The sequence below is a fragment of the Gilliamella sp. B3172 genome (assembly GCF_026536465.1).
In the GTDB taxonomy this organism is placed as follows: Bacteria; Pseudomonadota; Gammaproteobacteria; order Enterobacterales; family Orbaceae; genus Gilliamella.
In genome coordinates this window covers 25,945-48,075 of the sequence record NZ_JAFNOA010000005.1, presented here as the reverse complement: position 1 = coordinate 48,075, position 22,131 = coordinate 25,945, and the positions used below count along the sequence as shown (strand labels likewise).

The following is a 22,131-nucleotide window of genomic DNA, read 5'->3' as shown; positions in this document are numbered from 1 at the left end:
AATCACTGTTTTTATGCACATGTAAATAAATTATAATTAATTGATTTATTTAAATATAATCTAAATTAGGACTTAATCTTGACATGGTGGGGGTCAGTGGTTCGAGTCCACCCGGGCGTACCATTCTAAAGCCTTATCCGAAAAGGCTTAGCAAGAATTCATCATCACCTCGTTTTTTTCTAGGGTAAAACTCATACTATTTTATAGTAAACTTTTGCGTCCTTCATTTCCATAAATTGAGTACTTACTCGATTATGCTTTAAATAGTTTGTTGTAAAACTTTTAAGAAACATTAGTTTTATTTAACTAAAGCGCTCAGTTATAACAATAAATTAGCTCATAAGATTACCCACATAAATTTACCACATAATGCCCTTGCAGTATGTTGTCTTTTTAGTGGGTACAATTAGCTCAAAGTTATTTTTAAGCATACATTGTTCAAAATTATACTCATTAAAACTTTTATAAAATAGAGAATCGGGACCTACAACTTTATAATCATAGTAAATACCATCTTTTGGTATATAACGAGCGCACGCCAGTTTTAGTTTATAAGCTTCAGAAGCTTTTTTACTGTCGTTGTTTATGAAAAATCTGGTGAAAATCTGATCTATAGTTCCTTTCATCTCTTCAGAGTCTTTACCAAAATGATAACCCTCAAGATAATTGTGCTGAATCGAGATTGCATATGCTAAATTCTCTTGAGATATATGCCCAGTTGAACATATATCGAGGAAGATCTTTTCAAGATTAACCTTTATATTTTCTGCTTCTTGATTACATTTTTCTAAATCATGCTTTGAAGCTTTAGATTTATTCCATAAAGTCGATCGCCAATATTTCCTTTTATAATTAGAATCTTCACTAACCCATGTACCAAACACGCATAACTCACCGTCACTCGAACAAGACGCTACATTGAAAGCAATCATAGTGACAACAAAAATTTTGACTAATCTAACCATCAATTATTTCCTATATAATGGTGGAAAACCACTTTATATAAAATAACACATTTATTATCATTTGAAACGACATTTTAAAATTTATGTTAAGGTATAGCTTTAATTAACATGCAGGAACAAACACAAATTTTAACATTTTCAATTTAACTTGATGCTGTTAAATTTTATTTTTAATTCTGAAAAAATCTCTTAATTAACGTTCTTTCCATAAAACTGATGAGCTAGTTAATATGCCGAATTGTACTAATGCAAAATCCTTAACTAATTATAAATATCAACACAGGTTAAGCGTTGGTAATTATCGAGTTTTTTTTGATGGCTATATTCATATTGTTTGTATTGAATAGATGAAAAAACGTGATTATCAAACTTACTAATATACAGTTTATAAATAACGAACAATGACAACCACAATTTAGTCATGCTTTTTTGTCTTTTTTTAGTCCATTTTTATCTACCTGTTTTTTACTCATTAGAGTAGTTCAAAAATAGACAAATACACAAATTTATTTACAGGGTCTTATTTTGTTCTAGTGCAGATTCTTTTTATTTGGCTTTTTGATTTTTTCGCCTCTCCTTTTTCATTTGAGCAAGTTAAAAACATCTCAATGTCAAAAGTAAATTTGTTGATGGAATTTTTTATCAAACTTCGATTTATTTTATATTCACAATCATTTTGTTTACCTTCTATAGTTGGCTGTGTATAAGTTTTATTTGAGTCAGCTTCAACAACTTCATCGCTAGGCAATTTTAACATTAAAAGCCATCAACGATTTTATAGGGGTGTTTAAATTGTTCACCACTTTCTAAATAATAGTCTTCATATTCTTTAAATTTTGAATTGTACTTGCTTTCATATTTTTCTTCATTACAATCCCAGTTACCGACTAAATACTCATTAGTAACTTTATTATCACCACAACCAGTTAAAATAACCTCAATCAATCCAAGCAATACAAATTTTTTCATACCATCTCCTTTATTTTTCGTGAATGGTATGAAAATTATCATTTAAGATTGAACATTCATTTTGCGTGACATAGCTTGCCAAACTGCTCCTGTGTGTTCTTCAATACCATTAGCGAACTTTCGGCAAAAATTGGGGGAAAATTGAAAAGATAAAATAAAGCACTGGCAAATAATAAATGTTTTACTAGTGTTTTATTTTAATGCAATGCTCTTCAAGTTTATTTTTAAAATTATCTTTTTCTTGTACTGACTCTGTATCATTACCGTTTATTACTGATAAAACACCAGTTATTCTGTACTCATTTTCTGAAATAAAATCTATTTTTCTTTCGATAATGGAAACATTTTTATCCGTTATGTTAATTCCTTTAATATTATAAATTGATTGGTATACAGAATAAGATTCCCAATCGTTTTTGAAAAGTTCAATCGGTAGAGTCCTTATGATTACTCCATCGTAAATTTTGTAAGTTACAAGAGTTTTCTCGCTTTTTACTTCACCATACTCTTGAAAAGCTCCATTTTTCCACTTAGCAAGTTGCTGAGTTATATTACACTCCCAATCGCCAACTAACATTTCTTCATTTATTTTCTTCTCACCACAACCAAATAAAGCTAGGCTAACAAGGCTAATTAATGCAATTCTTTTCATACCACATCCTTATGTTTTTGTTAATCTTATGTTATTTAATGGATTTAGGCAATAAAAAACCCACCGAGGCGGGCTGTATAATATATTTTAATTTAAGCATTTTTTCTAACCTTTCGTTAGTTTTTATAGCCTACGAAAGAAAAGGTTAAATCTCTTGTCGATTTAGTTCCTACTCTTACAATGAGCTTTTTATCATTCTGAATTACTTCATTCATAAATTCTTCTTTTCTGACACTGACATCACCTCTATGCAGACCCCATTGCATTTTAATTATTTTTTCTTTATTTACTCTAAAAATGATTTTCATTGCATCATTTGGTTGTCTTGCCAGTTTTTTGACTGTGGTATAAGACCTACCCTTTCACAACTAACCATAAGCTCAGCACTTTTAACCTCTTTATATTTCGTTATATCAATAGTGAATATAAAAACTTTTTTATCTGTAATAGGAGTAATAGTGATGTTAACGCTCCAATCTTGGTCATTAGTTTCATTGCATAAAGACTCGATGAGATAAAAACAATAAAATGGTGATACATATCCTTTTCATACATTTTTCTATAAATAATTTGGCTTAGTAATACGAAATTTATGAAATTTGCACAATAAAAAACCACCCTAAGGTGGTTTTTTAGCCTATGCGATGATAATAGATGAATTAAATTTTATCTTGAATAGGTAGTCATAACATCACGTCCATTAGTATTTTTGAATGTGTATTGAATATCCACCCACTGATTACCTGATTTGCTTTTAACAAATTGTTTTATTGTTAAAGAGCATCTTGGCGCATCTTTATAGTTATTATTAAGGTTATCAAGAAAAACCAAATATTCACCGCCTTCAACTGGTGTAAATACTATATTATCATAGCTACATGAACTGGATCTGTTTTCTTCTCCTGATGTATCAGAGAGGTTTGAATACCAATAATGCCAAATACTAGCATTAAATTTAAAAGTCTTATTTGCTGGAATATAAACATTATATGCAATTTCACTATTATTTGGAGTTGGTATGCCAAAGTTACGATCCTTGGTTTTTTCATCAAATTTTATTTTAGTTTCTGTATTATTGAGATAATTACCTTCTGTTTTACTCATTGAAAAAACACCAAAAATCATTGCAGTACTACTATTAAAATTTTTGGAATAAGTAAAGGTTACTTTGGCGACTTTATCACTAGGAAGAGGCTCAGAATAACTTTCATCTTTATACGTGGTGCAAGATGATATTAAAAAAGCAATACAAATTAACATTAATGGTAAAAATTTTTTCATCTCTATTCCTCAATAGTAAATTTTCTATATTTGCTCAATTATTGTACCATTGATGATTTGCAATAACTATAAAAAAATGAAACTACGCAGATAAACATGATGTAATCAATTGTCCATTATTCACCAAATCAGCGATAGATAAACAACAATTAAGCATTGATTTCCCCCAAAAAATACAATACTATTAAAGAGCGTTTAACTTATTGATTTTTATTATGAGAAAGACTTTATTTACCTTAATTGCTTTACCTTTTTTAGCCCTCGCTAATGATCAACTTGAGAAAGAAATCGACAGCTGTAAATCGCTGACTGACTCAACTCAAAGACTTGCATGCTACGATAAGATATTCGAGAAAAAAACTGAAAGCTCGATAGATAAAAATGCCATGGGCAAATGGTTTGTCCAACAAGGCGTATCACCCGTTGATGATAGTAAATCTGTGACCATAAGACTGAATGCTGATCGTCCAATAAACGCGCGATATAATTTAATAACACCTCATTTATATATCAGATGTAAAGAGAATGTAACTGAATTATATATCGATTTTGATACATTTTTACGTTCTAATGATTTAACGCCCATAACACGTATTGACTCTGAAAAAGCGGTATCGAATAGAAGATGGGATATTTCAAATGATCATAAAGCAATATTCTATTCAAGCACCCGATCAAAAAAGACAACGGATTTTATTAAGGAATTAATCGGAAAAAATAAATTATTTATTCAAGTCACACCATACGGTGAGTCAGCAGTAAATACAACATTTACATTAACCGGGCTTGATGAAGCAATAAAACCGCTAAGGGAAACCTGTGGTTGGTAATGGTATGGAAAACTAAATTCTTTAAAATATATTAGATTACCTTAAACACAAATCTCAACATTAAATGTTAAGCAAAGATGAAATTGATCCGTTTCGCTTCAAATACAAAGATCAATTTCATCATTATGATCATAAATCTTAACTTATAAAAGATCCTTCCTAACCAACAATTGAAAGTAATATTTATTATTAAAAACAGATTCAGATCAAACGGCGATCATAACCTTTTAGACACTGATGACGTTGTTAATTCATAGTGCATATAAAACAATTATTTGAAATTTAGCTTTCGACTTTTGGTATGTTATACAATTTATCATTATGCTTTGTTAATTTAATTGCTTCTATGAATAAGTCCAATCACGGTATTTTTGATAGGTTATCTCAAAATACCCTCAAATATACCGTAAACAGTTTAGAAAAGTTATCAATCTGAAATAATTGATGGCGTTTTTTTAGATATGTTATCAATGAAAAAAAATAAGTTCCGATAAGGTTGTAAAGGCGGGTTATCGATTTTACCTGATTGAGCGAATACGACCCCAGCAGGAATCGAACCTGCAACTAGCCCTTAGGAGGGGCTTGTTATATCCATTTAACTATGAGGTCACCGGGTCGGTTATTCTAATCAATTTAAACAAATAATACCAATTAAATAACAAAAATTTTCCATTTTATACAAACATGATACAATTAGCTTATCAATAATATTAACAATAATAGAAGAATATATTATGAAAAAAAGAATAATTGGAATGATGATTACTGCATTAGCGCTAACCAGTTGCGCTACATATCAGCCTGAAACCAATACATATAGCGACCCGTTGTCTGGGGTTAATAAAGCGATGTTCAACGTCAATTATTATGCGCTTGATCCCTATATTTTGCGTCCAGCAGCAGTAGTATGGAAAGATTATGTCCCGTCTCCTGTACGTAAAGGCGTCGTTAACTTTTCATCTAACTTATCTGAACCGGCATCTATGGTAAATAACCTGCTTCAAGGCGAAGTTCATCAAGCCAGTACCCATTTAGCCCGATTCTTTATCAATACTGTTTTTGGTGTTGCAGGGGTATTTGATGTTGCCAGCATGGCTGATCCGCAATTAAAGAAAGGAAACAGACGCAGTTTTGGTGATGTGTTAGGTCATTATGATGTTCCTTACGGACCTTACGTCGTTTTACCATTTTATGGATCAGCGACACTTAGACAAGAAGGTGGTGACCTTGTCGATACCCTTTACCCACCACTGGTTTGGTTAGATTGGCAATGGGCACTAGCGCGTGGCGTAGTTGACGGTATTGAAGCTCGCGCCGTTGCGATTGAATATGAAGATATGCTTAAAAATAGTGATGATCCTTATAACTTCATGCGAAATGCGTATTTCCAACGTAATGATTTTAATGCTTCCGGTGGTAAAGTCGATCAACAAAAACAACAGCAACGAGAAGAAAGCATTAACAGCTTTATTAATGATATCGATTCACAATAATAATGATGAATCACATTAACAACCGCCGACAAGCTCGGCGGTTTCTGTTTATATCACTTTTAATGATCATTAAATCGCTTTCAACAGTACTGACTATTAATAGGGCACAATATTGGTAAAAGCTCAATTTTATACTTAGTCCGCTCAAAATTTATATTTCAATAGACCCTTATAAACCCTGCATTTCCGGCAGATAATGCAAAAGCGTCTAGGCATTTGTTGCCGTTGTAATTTTGGATTCACTCTTTCTTTTATCGTTAAGGCTTGGCTATAACGATGCCACATAGTCTAAAAAAACTTCATCTTTCAACAGTACTGACTATTAGTTGGGGCACAATTTACGATAATAGCTCAATTTCTACTTAGTCCGCTCAAAATTTATATTTCAATAGACCCTTATAAACCCTGCATTTCCGGCAGATAATGCAAAAGCGTCTAGGCATTTGTTGCCGTTGTAATTTTGGATTCACTCTTTCTTTTATCGTTAAGGCTTGGCAATAACGATGCCACATAGTCTAAAAAAACTTCATCTTTCAACAGTACTGACTATTAGTTGGGGCACAATTTACGATAAAAGCTCAATTTCTACTTAGTCCGCTCAAAATTTATATTTCAATAGACTCTTATAAACCCTGCATTTCCGGCAGATAATGCCAAAAGCGTCTAGGCATTTGTTGCCGTTGTAATTTTGGATTCACCCTTTCTTTAATCGTCAAAGCTTGACAATAACGATGCCACATAGTCTGAAACAAAATTTCATCTTCCGTTAAGTATTTTTGATTAATTTTGCTGTTAACCAACAAATCATCTTGATCAGTTAAGGATATCTGTTCGATCTTTTCTAAATCATAAAAATATCCGTATTGTCGTTTTTCATCATAAATAGCCCATTTTTGATCGGCATAGCGATCTTTAAAAAACTTCAAAACCAAAGGCAAAGCATTATAAATAGGCGCCACAACAGAAAAATAGATTTTCTCTTTAGCATGATTCTGATCTGTCGGGCTTTCAATAGTATTAAAACGGACAAATTGAATTAAGTGATGCCGCTCTTTGCTAACTTTTTTGGCAATTTCATGTACTGCAAGTACATCCGGATCGGCAAAATCGGTTTCGATTGATTGCTGAGACTTAAACACTTTGCAAATATAGCGAAAGATAATTAAATCACTTTCCGGAATTTCGGATAACCACACGTACATTAAATGATTGAGTGAGATTTTCGCTAATTTTTTATTTAGCGCGCTCATCACTCGTTCATATTTACTATTACGAAATTCGACATCATGGATGTTAGAAACCAATAAAGGCGCCACCTCACCCTGCCCTAATAAGCATTCCGGCATTTGTTTGAGTTTAAAAGCATCAAACACAGCGCAAAGTAATCCTTCAAAACTTTTGTCATAACTAAAGGCAAGCATCAACTACCACCCCATAACCAATTGTTGCGGCACATTTAGATTTTTCGCTTCCAGCAGTGGCGGTTCTTGCAAGGAAAGGCGGATGTATTCGGCTGAAGATTCAAGCAATTTAAATGTTTTCATTTCATGACAAACAATAAAAAATTGTGCTCGTTTCAATACCACGCCAATACGTTTAAGCGCCTCTAAATTCAGTTTACGATGACGCCGAGCCAATACAATCATTTTTGCGGACTTAACCCCAATGCCCGGCACCCGTAAAATTTTTTGATAGCTATCACGATTTACATCAACCGGAAAACATTGCGGATTACGTATTGCCCATGCAAGTTTAGGATCAACCGTTAAATCTAAATCAGGATATTGCTCATTAACAATTTCATTCACATCAAAACCATAAAATCGTAGCAACCAATCGGCTTGATACAATCGATTTTCACGAACTCTTGGCACTTCTTGCACAACCGGCAATCTGCTGTCATAGCTGTTTACCGGAATAAAACCCGAATAGTAAACCCGCTTCATGCTTGGTCGCTTATATAATTTGGCGGTTAATTGCAAAATCTGATTATCGGTTTCATCGGTCGCACCAATAATCACTTGCGTACTTTGCCCTGCCGGAACAAATTTTGGAGTCGATTTAATTTTTTTGCGATCTTCGATATTCTCTAATAAGTTTTGCTGGATATGGCGCATCGGTTGATAGATGCTTTGATGATCTTTATCCGGCGCTAATAATTTTAGATTCTTTTCGGTGGCAATTTCTAAATTGACACTCATCCGATCGACCAATAGTCCCGCTTCGGTGATCAATTCATTACTTGCGCCGGGTATAGCTTTCATATGAATATAACCATTAAAATGATACTCATTGCGCAAAATTTTGACCACACGAATCATCTTTTCCATAGTGTGATCCGGGCTTCTGACAATTCCGGAACTAATAAATAGTCCTTCAATATAGTTACGGCGATAAAATTCAATCGTTAAATCAGCCAACTCTTTTGGCGTAAATCCGGCACGAGGGATATCATTACTTTGTCGATTGATACAGTAAGCACAATCAAACATACAGTAGTTAGTGAGCATGATTTTTAGCAAAGAAACACAACGACCGTCGGCAGTAAAACTGTGACAAATGCCACAGCTACTAGCATTACCAATGCCTTTATGCTTATTACTTCGAGAAGTGCCGCTCGAAGCGCAAGAAATATCATATTTTGCCGATTCGGCTAATATTTCAAGCTTAGCTATCATTTTCTCATTCATTTATTCACTCACCCATAAACTGTATATTTGTACAGTATAACGTAATGAGTATTCGCATCGCAAGTAAATATTGTGTATTAAAAGCGTTGTTTAAATCATAAAAATGAAGCGACGATAGAATTTTGTTTTATTAAATTTTTTAATATTAATTCGATTAATCAACTAGTTGATATGAAATTGATTATAAAAAAAGAGTTAAGGTATTGTTCAGCTTACAACTGTACGCTATAATCAGCGGAAGTTTTCATATAAAGCCAGATAATTTAGGAGTAAAGCATTAAATGAAACGTGTTGTTATTACAGGGTTAGGGATTCTATCAAGCATAGGGAACAATACTAAAGAAGTTCTCGAATCATTAAAAGTAGGTCGAAGCGGCATTACTTTTTCACAAGAAATGAAAGATAGTGGAATGCGTAGCCATGTATGCGGAAATGTAAAACTGGATACGACAGGACTAATTGATCGAAAAATTGTCCGATTTATGAATGATGCTTCTATCTATGGTTATCTGGCATTACAACAAGCAATTGAAGATGCTAAATTGACCCCGGAACAAGTTTCTAATCCTCGCACAGGATTGATTGCCGGTTACGGTGGATCGACAAAAACACAATATAATGTTGTGGCTGGTATGAAAGAAAAAGGATTGCGTGGCGTTGGACCTTATGCCGTGACTAAATCGATGTCATCTGCTATTTCGGCTTGTTTAGCAACACCATTTAAAATCAAAGGTGTGAGTTATTCAATGACCTCAGCTTGTGCAACTTCTGTTCACTGTATTGGTCATGCTGCCGAACTAATCCAACTGGGCAAACAAGATATTGTTTTTGCCGGTGGCGGTGAAGAACTGTGCTGGGAAATGTCATGTGAGTTTGATGCAATGGGTGCTTTATCGACTAAATATAACGATACACCGGAAAAAGCTTCACGTGCTTACGATGCCAACCGTGATGGCTTTGTTATTGCCGGTGGTGCCGGTATGGTGGTCGTTGAAGAGCTTGAACATGCATTAGCCCGTGGCGCTCACATTTATGGTGAGCTGGTTGGTTATGGTGCAACTTCTGACGGTTATGATATGGTAGCGCCGTCTGGTGAAGGTGCAATGCGTTGTATGCAAATGGCGATTGCGGATTTAGATGCACCGGTTGATTATATCAATACTCATGGTACATCAACTCCAGTTGGTGATGTTAAAGAGCTTTGGGCTATCAAGGAAGTATTTGGTGATAATATCCCGGCAATTTCATCAACCAAATCGATGACTGGTCACTCTTTAAGTGCAACAGGTGCACAAGAGCTTATCTATTCATTACTCATGTTAGAGCACGGCTTTATCACGCCAAGTATCAATATCGACGAACTTGATGAAGCGGCTATCGGCATGAACATTATCACCGAGCCGACTGAACGTGAATTAACCACAGTAATGTCTAATAGCTTCGGTTTTGGTGGAACTAACGCATCAATTGTCATGAAAAAATATCAAGGCTAATGCTTTAATCAATTAGCAAAATAAAAAAACCGTTCACTTCATAAGAACGGTTTTTTTGTTGGTTTATTATCTTCAAATGCTAATCAATGATTAATTTTAATTAAGCTAAGTATTAAATCTTCAGTCTAATTGTTGCCTGCATATATTGCGCCGCTGGCTAAATTGTTAATCTTTGGCTACTTCTCTCTAAAAATCCTTCAATTACAACCTAAGTAAAATTACCTTAAAGTGTTATTTTTTCGATAAAAAAGGTCAAAACCGCTGATCCTATAAGTGATAGCACCATAAATAAAAAGGCATGATGATATCCACCACTGGCATTATCAATTAAAAAGCCGATGATAAACGGTGAAACCACGCCGGCAACTTGTCCACCAAAGTTAACAACACTCGACGCTTTGCCCATAATGGCGGTTGGGATAAGATGCATCAACATTCCCCAAAAAATCGCAAAGGCGATAAACATAAATAAAGCTGAAATACATTGGAAGACAATAGCAGCATTAAGATTTTCAACCTGATACATTAAAAACAAAAAAGCGCCAGATAACAGTGCTGTAATGCCATAAAGATATTTAAGTTGTTGTTGAAACTTATCGGCAAAATACCCGCCAACTAAGGTGCCTAAAGCCCCAAATAAGAACGGAATGGCAGCCCAAATCCCTGTTTTAGACAGTGATAAGCCCCTTGCCTCAAGTAGATAACTGGGTAACCAGGTCGTAAAACCCCAAAAGGTGATATCAAATAAAAACCAAATCAGCGATAACTTCCAAAGGATTGGCATTTTTAATACCGCAAGCAATGAAAACGATCGAGTTTGTATCTCAATATTTTTCTTATCGTTTTGTTGATCAGCTTCTAACAGATGTAACTCATCGGCACTGATTAAGCGATTATCTGCCGGATGATTACGAATATAGCGATAAATAAGCAAGCCTAAGATAAGACCCGGTACACTTAAAATGACAAAAACCTCTCGCCAGCCTAGCCACTCAATGATAGTCACGGCCACAACAACAGAAATTGCCGGACCTAAGGTATTAACAGAAGATTGAATGGCGGTTGCTCGTCCTCGTTCATGAGGGGGAAAATAAGTGGCAATGACTTTCCACGATGAAGCCGGAAAACAACCCTCACCTGCACCAAATAGGAATCGTACCAACAACATCAAAGGCAACCAATAGATCAGCCCGGTAAAGAAGGTAAAAATTGACCACCATATAATGGCAAATGCCATAACTTTACGGGGCCCAAATTTATCGGATAAATAGCCACCGGGAATTTGAAACAGCGCATAACCAATAAAAAAAGCACTGATTATCGAGCCTTGCACGGTTTTATCTAAACCAAGCTCACTGCCGATAAAAGGCAACGAAACATTCATGACCATTCGATCAAGAAACGATAATAACCAACCCGACCACAATAATAATAAAATGGTATAACGCCCTTTCCATTTTTTTTGATTATACCCAGATGTAGGCATTTTATTAGCTGAGATATTCATTGAATCTCCTTATGCATTTTAAAGTAACATCCCAAATAACCTGCTGCAAAAAGAGTTACCTTTTGTTGCAATAAGGTAATATGGTTAATAACCTGATTTTTATGCTACCAATGTTAGCCCATCCAGCCGCACTTGAAGTAACTCATCTAGCAATAACTTCACTGGGTATAAAGCTAGCTCACTTGTTGTGAGCTTTTATTATTATGTTAATGACCAACTATTTTTGATAAACATCCCAAGCCGCTTGTAAGCCGGCACCTTGCGTAGTTTTAAATCCAACACGATTAAGCACTGCTTCAAATGCGGTTAATGTTTGCAGTACGCACGGTTTTCTTGCGTTATAACCCATAGTACCAATACGCCAAACATTGCCTTTAAGAGGCCCAAAGGAAGCACCAATTTCAATGCCAAAATCGTTTAGCATCAAATTGCGCACTTGCAGATCATCAATATTATCGGGACGTTTTACCCCAACCACATTATTCATTTTATGTTTAAGATCACCAAATAACTCCAGTCCCATAGCTTGCAGGCCGGCAACCATTGCTGCGCCATTAATTCGGTGACGCTCGATAACATTATCTAACCCTTCCTGAAGCACGATACGGGCGCACTCTCTTGCCGCATAGAGCATTGAGGTTGCTTCGGTGTGATGATTAATACGCTCAGCGCCCCAATAGCGAATGATCATATCGATATCAAAGTAGTTAGAGTAAATCATCTCATCACTTCCGCTACTATCACCTTCAGCACGAATACCAAGTTCAACACATTTACGAGACTGAATAATATCAACCATTTGTGGGCTAAGTGTTAAAGGCGCAACGCCCGGCGGGCCACTTAAACATTTTTGTAAACTGACTGAAACCCCGTCAAGTTGCCATTTATCAACTTCAAGCTCATTACCGACAATCGAGGCAGTTGCATCGACATAAGAAAGTACGCCATGGCGACGGCAAATTTCACCAATTTTATCTAATGGTTGGATTAAAGTTGTCGAAGTATCGCCTTGCACACAAAGTAATAATCGAGGCTTAACTTTTTTGATTGCATCTTCAATAACATTTGGATCGAAAACTTCTCCCCATGGCACTTCAATAGTATGAACTTCCGCCCTTGCCCGATGTGCAATTTCACACAGTAATAAACCAAAACGACCAAATACAGGCACAAGTACTTTGTCACCCGGGCGAATGGTTGAAACTAATACGGCCTCAATACCGGCTCGAGCAGTACCGTCAATAACGAACGTTTGTTCATTTTTGGTTTTAAAAATATCACGATAAAGTGCCATAGTTTGATTCATATAATCTGTCATCACGGGATCAAACTGTCCAATTAATGGCGCAGCCATAGCCCTTGTTACACGCGGATCTGCATTAATTGGGCCAGGCCCCATTAGTAATCGAGACGGCGGATTAATTTGATCATATTTGTCTAGGTCTAACATGTATTTTTCCCTTATTGATTTCGATTTAATCTTGTTAACATTCACATTACATTGTGATGCGGTGACTATCTTTTCTTATCGATATTTTTCAAAAAATTATTCGTAATGGGGTGATGAAACTTAAACAGATTCACAATTTCACTCATCACTTTACCCATATGCGTTTTTTTCCATGCTAATGAAAGCGGCGAAGGCTTGCGCTCATTAATCACTTGGCACTGAACCAACTCACCCGAATCTAAATAAGGTTGACAGATCGACTTAGGTAAAAAGCCAATACCTAAGCCTTTTAAATGGCAAGCTAATTTGGTGGTGATATTTGGTACAATGATTTCAGACTGACTTGGCAACAACCATGCAACACGTTTATTCATATGAATAGAGGTATCTTCAATATTAACAGCAGAATATTTACGGAGTATTTCGTTGGATAACGGACCTTCTAATTGAGTAATAGGATGATTTTTTGCCGCAATAAATACCCAACTAATTTCGCCCAATGGAAAAATATTAACCATGTTATCCAATGATTCAGTGCCTGTTGCACCAATAGCAAGATGACATTCTCCGTGTAGCAACGAATCCCAAACCCCCATATAAACCTGGCGGGTAAAATTAAAATTAGTAAACGGGAATTTTTCTTTCAAATGGGTTAACAAATCGGTCACAGCATCAACATCGTAAAGCAAATTATTGATGGTAACATTCACCTTACGTTCAACCCCGTCCCGAATCTGTTGTAACTCATCAGGCATGGTGGTCAACCATAACAACCACTGGCTACAATGCTCATATAAATGCTGACCGGCAAGCGTTAAACTGACTGTGCGAGTTGTCCTTTCAAAGAGCTGGGTATTAAGATCTGCTTCTAATGATTTAATGCGATAACTAATAGCGGCAGGGGTTTTATATAAAAGTTTAGCGGCTTTTGAAAAGCTATTGCACTCAACCACTTTAGTAAATGTTCGCATTGTTTCAGTATCTAACATGATTTAATCCCTAATAATAAAACGATCGATACCTAGCCAAATGCCAAATAAAAGATCGGCACCGGATGTATGACCATAATTTAACAATTTATGGATCGATACATGGTGGTATTTACCTTGTGCTAATGCTCTAACCACTTGCATAACCAGTAAAGAAAATTGGCGTTTTAACGCATACTGTAAAAAAGTGGCACTAATGGTGGTGGTCAGTTTATCTAACGGCATAGACTGCATAGCGTCTTGCAATCGTTGTAACGGCGCATAAAAACGCTCATCACACGCCAGTACCGCTAAGATCCCAACGATAATATCGTCATAACTCGGGGTTAATCCCACACCTAAACCGATATAAGGGGTGAGATCGGCGCGATTACCTGCCAGTAAATTCGATAATTGGAGACATAAATTTTCTAATTCTGCTTGATACGGCGTTAGAATCAGATTGCCTAACTGACCGTGTACCCCAGTAGAATTATTGATCTGTTGCAGTAATTGAGCAACACCCTTTTTATCAAAGGATAGAGCAGGATCGGGCTTTAATTCTAAATCGCAAATATGGCTCGTCTGATCAATGCTGATATGACCAATCTTTAATTCGCCGTTAATGGTTTGATTGATAGTTAAATGACTATCCGTTGTTAGTGCGGCTTGAACAGTGTCAAAATCTGCGGTTTTCAGCACACTACCCATTGGTGCAAATCCACTTCCATAGCGATGAAGAGTAATTAATTGTTGCTGCTGATTAATCAAATTAATGGTATGTCGATGTTGACTAAAAACAGTCAATTTTCCTTCACGCAAAGGCAGTTGTGAACTGCTTACTAATGGCTTTATAGGAGAGCAACAATTTGGCATCAATAACATGCAGCGCTGCCGATATTCATCGGCAGATAATTTAACGTTGAGTTGCGATTGGGTCATCGCTTTTAATAATTTTGCGTTTACTGCATGTGTTTGATTCATAAATTACACTTTTAATTTTTCTGCTAACGCCTCGAGTGCTTTTTCAAAACACGCTAATGGAGCACGTACGGTGCCTGCACCAATTTGACCCACGCCTGCTTGTTTATGGGCAATTCCTGTATTAATAAGAGGCGTGATGCCTGTTTCCACAATACGGCGGATATCCAATCCCATACAACAACCTTGAAAGTTCCATGAAGGGATTTGAAATAGCATATTGTGCGCTAAAAATATCTCACTCATCTCTTCTGATATTTCTAATGCAACATCTGCGCCACCTGCGCCAACAAATCGAGTTACCCCCGGCGCCGCAACCATAGCTGCCCCACCAATTCCAAAAGTTTCGGTAATGGCGCTATCGCCGATATCGGGGTTGGCATCTTTTTGAGAATAACCGGTGAAAAATAACCCTTGCGGCGTGTTTACTGGTGCAGTAAACCACTGATCACCTAACCCACTGACTTTGATACCAAAATCCTTACCATTACGGGTCATAGCAGTCACAATTGTGCCGGCTTGAATTTGTGCCGCACTGTCCATAACTGACTTACAAAATGCCATTGCTATGTTCAAAAAGAACTGATCGGTGACACTCAAAAATTCAAAAATTTTCGCCATTTCCGCTTTATCACGGTTAAGTAAAGCTAATTTAGGCGATAAAGTGCGCAGTAAAAGTGCGGAAGCGGCAATATTGCGTTGGTGGAACTCATCACCCATTGAAATAGCTTGTGCCATTAGTGCCGTAAGATCAATACCGTTATCAAAAAGCTTTAATGCCTCATTTAATGCGGGTGCTAATGACACTTTCATCCAATGATGACGATTGAGCACTTCTTCACCATAAGCCCCAAAACGCATCACTTTGCCAATACCTTCATTTAAATTACAGTAAGCTCGATTACCATGTGTGATATTTTCAACCACCACCATTGGCATATTTGCCGAAGTAATTCCCCCCATTGGGCCTACTGCATTTACTGAATGACAAGGAATAAATTCAACTTTGCCATTTTCGAGCAATTGCAAGGCTTGTTGTTCGTCTTGTGCCCAGCCTTCAAATAAACAAGCGCCTATGCACGCCCCTTGCATTGGTCCGGTCATATCGTGCCAAACAATCGGTGGGCCTGCATGTAATAATTTATATCCTTGTGCTAACGTTGGCACGGCTTCTTTTGCCGCAATAACCCCTATCCAGTGTGGTCTGGCGGCTTTAATTCGCTCAATAATTGCTTGGTTTGCTTCATTGATTGATGTATTCATATTATCAAAACCTCTTAATTTAATTTTTTCAAAATAGCCGCTAACTTCTTGTTTCCACCCGCTATTGGCGCCCATTGATACTGCACCACTGGAATATTTGATGCTTGAAGATCTTCAGCAAAACTACGTAGCCCGGCATTGATCACGCTAATATGGTTTAATAAAGGATAGGATCTAACCGGTGTTGACGCTTGACCCGCGGTGATAAGTCTTTTGGCAAGTAATACAGCTTCCGGTAAATTGTCCATGACAATGATATTTGCCGATTTGAGTGCTTCAATTTGTTGATGACGCGACTGCGGATCTTGCTCCGATCCGGTAACAGTCACAATAGCAATTAACGGATTATCAGCAGATCGCGCAGCACAAGCACGGCTAAAGCCACTAATTACTGATTCGGCTGGATCGGCGTTAGCGCCATAACCAATAACCAGATCCATTAACACAACGCCAACCGCAGGCTGTTGACCAAGTTGCGCAATTTCTTCTTCACGAATTGAAGGATCAATCATTGGATGTGGTCTGCCAACTGTATAAAAATCATCGCCTAGATCGATAATTTTATGTCCGTTTTGATCTAACATTATGCCTTTATCATGGCTGTGGCTAACAGCAAGATCGAGCGCTTTAGCTAACAACATTGCCACTTCGGCCGCTAAAGTTCCACCGGTATAAAGACCACTAATAGTTTTACCTGCAACCGTTGGTAACTGACAGGCTGTCGCTTCAACTTTCGCCAATAAACAAGCCAATCTGGCCGCTTCATCTAAGGTATTGGCAAAATAGATATTATCTTCTTGTGGCTGATCAATTTTTGAGGCTAAAAACAGAGCAACAATTGGCTTATTGATCTGTTTCATTGCGGCAATAACTTTTTTACGCACATTTTCTGCAGGCGGTTTAGAAATAAAAGTAATCACTTGAGTCGATTCATCAGCCGCTAACATTTTTAGTGCCGTAAGCGCACTAATACCGCCTACTTCTTCAGACAGATCACGACCACCTAAACCGATCGCTTGAGTAATGCCCTGATTTAATAAGGCAATTTGCGAGATCACCTCTTGAATACCGGTACCGGATGCGCCAATTACGCCGATATTTCCTTTCGGGATCACATTAGCAAAGGCTAAAGGGGCGCCGGCAATAATTGCAGTACCACAATCAGGGCCCATAACGATCAGATCTTTTTTATCAGCTTTAGTTTTTAAACGAACTTCATCATCGACCGAAACATTATCGGAAAATATCATGATATTTTTATTATCATCTAACGCTTGATCGGCCAGCTCAGCTGCATACTCGCCGGCAATGGAAATTAAGATAAGATTAGCATCGGGTAGCTTTTCGGTGGCACTGGCATAGCGTCGGGCTTTAAGTAGTTTTGTTCCGCCTTGTTGTTGCTGAGCAATGTTTTTCAATGCATCTTCTAACTGATCACTAATCAGCGCTATAACGTTTGTCGAATCATCATGGGTTTTGATAGCAACACAGATATCATTTGGGGTGGCATCGTTGAAAGTATCACTCCAAAAACCGGTGGCATTTAGCAACGATTTATTGGCAGGAGTGCCCATCATGACAGAAACTTCATCAACTTCTTCAAGATTACTGAGTTTTTTCGAGATTAACATCAAACTGACCGAGTCTTGAAAGCTTCCTTTTTTTATAAAAGATTGAATCATGAGAATTTGCCTCTCAGTTATAAAAATAGTTATCTAAACACTGATTGAATATAACTCAATAGCCACTCATCACATGTTTTGAAACATCTCAATGACGGAATAAAATATCTTCACAAGGCGAATTCTGATACCCGTTTGGATCTGTGTCATTACACTGGTAATGAGTTTATCTATTAAATCTAATTATCAGACTGTATTTATATATTACGTAAAAATGATTGAATAAGTAGGTTAGATGTCACAAATTGGCAATTGAATTAGAAAAATAAAATTATTTAAAATCATATAGATAAATTATTATTAAAAAATTTTTTATAATAATAACTCATTAATTTAATTAAATTTTACAAAATCAAAAAAGCTGGTTTGATCACATTATTATTTGCTATTAATAGTATCGTAGTTAGCAAGTTGAGAGAAAAGAAAAATTGTTAATAATCGAAAGTTGAATAATAGGTAAATGCTTATGAATATCTTATATGATGATGTTGCTAACGCAGTGAAATGGATATCAAGTTTTGGTGGATTAGAACAAGGCGGAACAACACGTTTACTTTACACAAGTGAATGGCTTGACGCACAAAATGCGCTAAAAGATAAAATGACCGAAATCGGCATGGAGAGTTATTTTGATGACATCGGTAATTTATATGGTCGATTTGAAGGAAGCAAATATCCCGATCAGATCATTATGTCAGGCTCACATGTCGATACCGTTGTCAACGGCGGAAAACTTGACGGGCAATTAGGTATTATTGCCGCATTACTGGCTATGGAGTATTTAAAAAAACACTATGGACAGCCATTACGCACCTTAGAACTTATCTCAATGGCAGAAGAAGAAGGCAGCCGTTTTCCTTATGTCTTTTGGGGAAGTAAAAACGTGTTTGCCATTGCTAATCATCAGGATGTCGAATCGATAGAAGATAGCAACGGCATAAAATTTGTTGATGCCATGAAAGCGTGCGGATTTAAATTTAACACCAAACCTGCACGAGACGATATCAAAGCATTCCTTGAAATTCACATTGAACAAGGTGGCGTGCTGGAAAAAGAGCAAAAAAGTATTGGTGTTGTAACCAGTATTGTCGGACAAAGACGCTACAACATCCGACTGATTGGCGAAGCCAACCACGCAGGCACAACCCCAATGGGTTACCGCAAAGATGCCGTCTATGCCTTTAGCCGGATCTGCAATGAATCAATCGATAAAGCCCTTAAAGTGGGCGACCCGCTAGTTTTAACCTTTGGTCACGTTGAACCGGTACCTAATGTGGTTAACGTAGTGCCCGGTGAAGTACTTTTTACCATTGATTGCCGTCACACCGATAAAGCCGAATTAGTCGCCTTTACTCAACAGTTAGAAGCGGACATGTTACGCATTGCAGCAGAGCTTGGACTTGAAATCGAAATTAATCGCTGGATGGATGAAGATCCCATACCAATGGATGATAAATTGATCAAGATGCTAGAGCAGATCTGCCAAAAAGAACAATTAAGTTATCGGGTCATGCATAGTGGAGCTGGGCATGATTCTCAAATCTTTGCGCCATTCGTACCGACTGCAATGTTATTTGTGCCGAGTATAAAAGGTATCAGTCACAATACTGCCGAAGACACCAAAACAGAAGATCTGGTTGAAGGCATCAAAGCATTAACCTATGCACTTTATCAATTAGCATATCAAGAGTAATAAGGAGTTAGCATGACAACTATTAACTCAACAACAGAAAAAACCGGCGGTATACAATACTGGCATAAAATTGTGGTACTTTTATGCCTAGGCTGGACAGTAATGTGGATCTACCGTCCGGTATTAACGGCCATTTTTCCTGAAGTCCAACAAACCATAGGGCCACAATCAAACACCGAACTTGGTTTAATCGCCAGTTGCTACTTTTTTGCCTACACCGCCATGCAAATCCCTGCCGGAATGCTGGTTGATAGATTTGGTAAAAAAGCAGTAGTCATTCCCGGCTTTTTACTGTTTACCATTGCGGCACTTATCATCGGTAATGCGCACTCAATTATGATGATCTACATCGGTAGTTTACTGGCTGGTTTAGGCTGTGGATCTTACTATGGTGCTGCATGGTCACTTTCAGCTGAAAATATTCCTTCAGCGCATCGCGGTTTCGCCTCAGCTATTATTAATACCGGTTCGGCGTTAGGTATGGGGATAAGCTTACTGGCTACCAGCTTTTTAGTAAAATCGTGGGGAATGCCATGGGAATACATGCTATACATCATCGCAGCCCTGTTACTGTGCTTAGTTGCCGGTTTTGCCATCATTATTAAAGAAAATCCAAAACTCAAAGCGGCAGCAAATAACGAGACCAAAGCGCAGCAAACTATCGATGAGCCAGAAGCGGCAACGCAAAAACACAGCTTCTTTAGTCCTCAGATGATTGCCTCTTATATTATGTATTTTGCTACTTGTTACGGTTATTACATGATTGTCAGCTGGCTACCTAATTTTCTTGAAACTGAACGAGGCTTTACCGGCGGTAGTATCGGTTCGGCCTCATCATTGGTCGCTTTTGCTGCCATACCGGGCGCACTAATTATTAGTAAAATTTCTGATAAATTCCGAGATAAACGCTTAATATTTATTATTGCGCTTGAATTAATTGCAGCAGCAACTTTATTTACCACTGTTCAATCAGCAACGATCACCTTTTTACTGGCAGGGCTAATTTTTTATGGTCTATTTGGAAAATTAACCGTTGAGCCAATTTTGATATCGCACGTTGCCGAAACCGCCCCGAAAACCAATTACGGTACCTCATTTGGCGTATTTAACTTTTTCGGTATGAGCTCTTCGGTCATTGCGCCACCATTAACCGGCTATCTGGCAGATCTTACCGGCACCAAAATAACCGGATTTTATGTAGCAATTGGCATATTAATTGTTGCTACTGTGATCTTCTTCCTTATCAACATGCGTCAAAGCACAAATAACAAATAATATCACTGCCGGCTATTTGCGATAGTCGGCTTAACAACAAAATTGAAAACATGCTGTTTTTTAAAGGCGGGGCTTTCTATTACCTAAAGTAATATCAAAAGCACAACAAAACTCTAAATGTTACAAGGAGATAAACATGGGATACATCAATAACAACACCGGTTATCCTAAAGATTTGTTAGCTTCACGAGCTATCATCAAACGCCATAATTATGCGTTAATTCCACCGGACGGACTGGTCAAAAATATCATTCCCGGGTTTGAAAATTGTGATATTACAATCCTATCGACCCCAAAACTCGGTGCCAGTTTTGTCGACTATCTTGTCACCATGCATCAAGACGGAAAAAACCAGCAAGGTTTTGGTGGTAAAGATATTGAAGTATTTGTTTATGTCATTAGCGGCGAGGTGATTGCCAAAGCCGACGAACAATCTTTCCAATTACAAACCGGTGGCTACTTGTACTGCCCGGCAGGGGTAAAATTATACTTACAAAATCAAGCACAAAGCTCACGGCTATTTTTATATAAAAGACGTTATATCCCGCTTAATGGATATCAAACACGGGTGGTTTCCAATCATGTTCAGCACCTTGATACGATTAACTATGAAGATATGGATAACGTATTTGTGCAAGATCTATTACCTAAAGAGTTAGGGTTTGATATGAACTTTCACATTTTAACGTTCAAACCTGGCGCAAGCCATGGCTATATTGAAACACACGTACAAGAACATGGTGCGTATCTGCTAAGTGGTGAAGGCATGTATTTATTAGATAACCATTGGATACCGGTCAAAAAAGATGACTACATTTTTATGGGAGCCTATGCATTACAGGCTTGTTACGCCGTTGGCAAAGAGCCACTAAGTTATATTTACTCAAAAGATTGTCATCGAGATATCGATATTTAATCAATAAAACAAACGAACCAGAA

At 37.1% G+C, this 22,131-nt stretch carries 22 protein-coding genes and 1 tRNA gene; 6 read left to right on the top strand and 17 right to left on the bottom strand.

Annotation, left to right across the window (positions count from 1 at the left end; genetic code table 11):
* Positions 1 to 359 precede the first annotated feature (359 nt).
* The 6 genes from J3U37_RS07155 to J3U37_RS07130 all read right to left on the bottom strand — a co-directional run bounded on the left by J3U37_RS07155 (position 360) and on the right by J3U37_RS07130 (position 3,867).
* Positions 360 to 965, bottom strand: a complete 606-nt coding sequence (locus J3U37_RS07155) for a hypothetical protein (protein WP_220217470.1) — start codon at positions 963 to 965, stop codon at positions 360 to 362.
* A 520-nt stretch (positions 966 to 1,485) separates the two neighbouring features.
* Entirely contained in the window at positions 1,486 to 1,722 is a 237-nt protein-coding gene (locus J3U37_RS07150; protein ID WP_267336117.1) for a hypothetical protein, read from the bottom strand.
* Positions 1,722 to 1,934, bottom strand: a complete 213-nt coding sequence (locus J3U37_RS07145; protein WP_267374024.1) for a hypothetical protein — start codon at positions 1,932 to 1,934, stop codon at positions 1,722 to 1,724. The genes J3U37_RS07150 and J3U37_RS07145 overlap by 1 nt, the downstream gene beginning before the upstream one ends.
* Before the next feature lie 184 nt (positions 1,935 to 2,118).
* A complete protein-coding gene (locus tag J3U37_RS07140; RefSeq protein ID WP_267374022.1) occupies positions 2,119 to 2,586 on the bottom strand; it encodes a hypothetical protein in 468 nt (155 codons plus the stop codon).
* A gap of 116 nt (positions 2,587 to 2,702) precedes the next feature.
* Positions 2,703 to 2,894: a hypothetical protein gene (locus tag J3U37_RS07135; RefSeq protein WP_267374020.1), complete on the bottom strand. Its 192-nt coding sequence runs from the start codon at positions 2,892 to 2,894 to the stop codon at positions 2,703 to 2,705.
* A gap of 358 nt (positions 2,895 to 3,252) precedes the next feature.
* Positions 3,253 to 3,867, bottom strand: a complete 615-nt coding sequence (locus J3U37_RS07130; protein ID WP_267329086.1) for a hypothetical protein — start codon at positions 3,865 to 3,867, stop codon at positions 3,253 to 3,255.
* A gap of 215 nt (positions 3,868 to 4,082) precedes the next feature.
* Between J3U37_RS07130 and J3U37_RS07125 the strand changes: the two genes are divergently transcribed.
* Complete coding sequence (locus J3U37_RS07125; protein WP_267374018.1) at positions 4,083 to 4,697, top strand: type VI secretion system-associated protein TagO; 615 nt, start codon at positions 4,083 to 4,085, stop codon at positions 4,695 to 4,697.
* Positions 4,698 to 5,234: 537 nt separating this feature from the next.
* Here J3U37_RS07125 and J3U37_RS07120 read toward each other — a convergent pair.
* Positions 5,235 to 5,306: transfer RNA gene (locus J3U37_RS07120), tRNA-Arg, on the bottom strand.
* Between the two features lie 125 nt (positions 5,307 to 5,431).
* Here J3U37_RS07120 and J3U37_RS07115 point away from each other — a divergent pair.
* On the top strand, positions 5,432 to 6,190 hold the full coding sequence (locus J3U37_RS07115; RefSeq protein ID WP_267329087.1) for an MlaA family lipoprotein: 759 nt from the start codon (positions 5,432 to 5,434) through the stop codon (positions 6,188 to 6,190).
* Between the two features lie 144 nt (positions 6,191 to 6,334).
* Here J3U37_RS07115 and J3U37_RS12150 read toward each other — a convergent pair whose 3' ends face one another.
* The 4 genes from J3U37_RS12150 to J3U37_RS07105 form a co-directional block, all read right to left on the bottom strand.
* Positions 6,335 to 6,475 carry a DUF4130 domain-containing protein gene (locus tag J3U37_RS12150; RefSeq protein ID WP_220217475.1) on the bottom strand — a complete coding sequence of 47 codons (141 nt, stop codon included), beginning with the start codon at positions 6,473 to 6,475 and terminating at the stop codon, positions 6,335 to 6,337.
* A gap of 86 nt (positions 6,476 to 6,561) precedes the next feature.
* Positions 6,562 to 6,702, bottom strand: a complete 141-nt coding sequence (locus J3U37_RS12145; RefSeq protein ID WP_416379994.1) for a DUF4130 domain-containing protein — start codon at positions 6,700 to 6,702, stop codon at positions 6,562 to 6,564.
* 111 nt (positions 6,703 to 6,813) lie between these two features.
* The gene (locus tag J3U37_RS07110; RefSeq protein ID WP_267374016.1) at positions 6,814 to 7,611 is read right to left on the bottom strand and encodes a TIGR03915 family putative DNA repair protein; all 798 of its coding nucleotides are present in this window, start codon (positions 7,609 to 7,611) and stop codon (positions 6,814 to 6,816) included.
* Between the two features lie 3 nt (positions 7,612 to 7,614).
* Positions 7,615 to 8,880: a putative DNA modification/repair radical SAM protein gene (locus J3U37_RS07105; protein ID WP_220217478.1), complete on the bottom strand. Its 1,266-nt coding sequence runs from the start codon at positions 8,878 to 8,880 to the stop codon at positions 7,615 to 7,617.
* Between the two features lie 281 nt (positions 8,881 to 9,161).
* On the opposite strand from J3U37_RS07105, the gene fabB reads away from it, so the two are divergent.
* Positions 9,162 to 10,373, top strand: coding sequence for a beta-ketoacyl-ACP synthase I (gene fabB / locus J3U37_RS07100; protein WP_220217479.1), 1,212 nt, complete (start codon positions 9,162 to 9,164; stop codon positions 10,371 to 10,373).
* A gap of 223 nt (positions 10,374 to 10,596) precedes the next feature.
* On the opposite strand, the gene J3U37_RS07095 is transcribed toward fabB, so the two are convergent.
* The 6 genes from J3U37_RS07095 to fdrA all read right to left on the bottom strand — a co-directional run bounded on the left by J3U37_RS07095 (position 10,597) and on the right by fdrA (position 18,224).
* Positions 10,597 to 11,880: an MFS transporter gene (locus tag J3U37_RS07095; protein ID WP_267374014.1), complete on the bottom strand. Its 1,284-nt coding sequence runs from the start codon at positions 11,878 to 11,880 to the stop codon at positions 10,597 to 10,599.
* Positions 11,881 to 12,097: 217 nt separating this feature from the next.
* Positions 12,098 to 13,330 carry a pyridoxal-phosphate-dependent aminotransferase family protein gene (locus tag J3U37_RS07090; protein WP_220217481.1) on the bottom strand — a complete coding sequence of 411 codons (1,233 nt, stop codon included), beginning with the start codon at positions 13,328 to 13,330 and terminating at the stop codon, positions 12,098 to 12,100.
* 65 nt (positions 13,331 to 13,395) lie between these two features.
* On the bottom strand, positions 13,396 to 14,319 hold the full coding sequence (gene allS, locus J3U37_RS07085; protein ID WP_220217482.1) for an HTH-type transcriptional activator AllS: 924 nt from the start codon (positions 14,317 to 14,319) through the stop codon (positions 13,396 to 13,398).
* A gap of 3 nt (positions 14,320 to 14,322) precedes the next feature.
* Positions 14,323 to 15,282 (bottom strand): DUF2877 domain-containing protein, encoded by a 960-nt coding sequence (locus J3U37_RS07080; RefSeq protein WP_267374012.1) that lies wholly within the window; start codon positions 15,280 to 15,282, stop codon positions 14,323 to 14,325.
* A gap of 3 nt (positions 15,283 to 15,285) precedes the next feature.
* Positions 15,286 to 16,542 carry a DUF1116 domain-containing protein gene (locus J3U37_RS07075; RefSeq protein WP_220217484.1) on the bottom strand — a complete coding sequence of 419 codons (1,257 nt, stop codon included), beginning with the start codon at positions 16,540 to 16,542 and terminating at the stop codon, positions 15,286 to 15,288.
* Positions 16,543 to 16,556: 14 nt separating this feature from the next.
* On the bottom strand, positions 16,557 to 18,224 hold the full coding sequence (fdrA, locus tag J3U37_RS07070; RefSeq protein WP_267374010.1) for an acyl-CoA synthetase FdrA: 1,668 nt from the start codon (positions 18,222 to 18,224) through the stop codon (positions 16,557 to 16,559).
* A 466-nt stretch (positions 18,225 to 18,690) separates the two neighbouring features.
* On the opposite strand from fdrA, the gene allC reads away from it, so the two are divergent.
* The 3 genes from allC (at position 18,691) to allE (ending at position 22,108) form a co-directional block, all read left to right on the top strand.
* Positions 18,691 to 19,917, top strand: a complete 1,227-nt coding sequence (gene allC / locus J3U37_RS07065) for an allantoate deiminase (RefSeq protein WP_220217486.1) — start codon at positions 18,691 to 18,693, stop codon at positions 19,915 to 19,917.
* A gap of 12 nt (positions 19,918 to 19,929) precedes the next feature.
* Entirely contained in the window at positions 19,930 to 21,192 is a 1,263-nt protein-coding gene (locus J3U37_RS07060) for an MFS transporter (RefSeq protein ID WP_267374008.1), read from the top strand.
* 136 nt (positions 21,193 to 21,328) lie between these two features.
* Positions 21,329 to 22,108, top strand: a complete 780-nt coding sequence (gene allE, locus J3U37_RS07055; protein ID WP_267336128.1) for a (S)-ureidoglycine aminohydrolase — start codon at positions 21,329 to 21,331, stop codon at positions 22,106 to 22,108.
* Positions 22,109 to 22,131 lie beyond the last annotated feature (23 nt).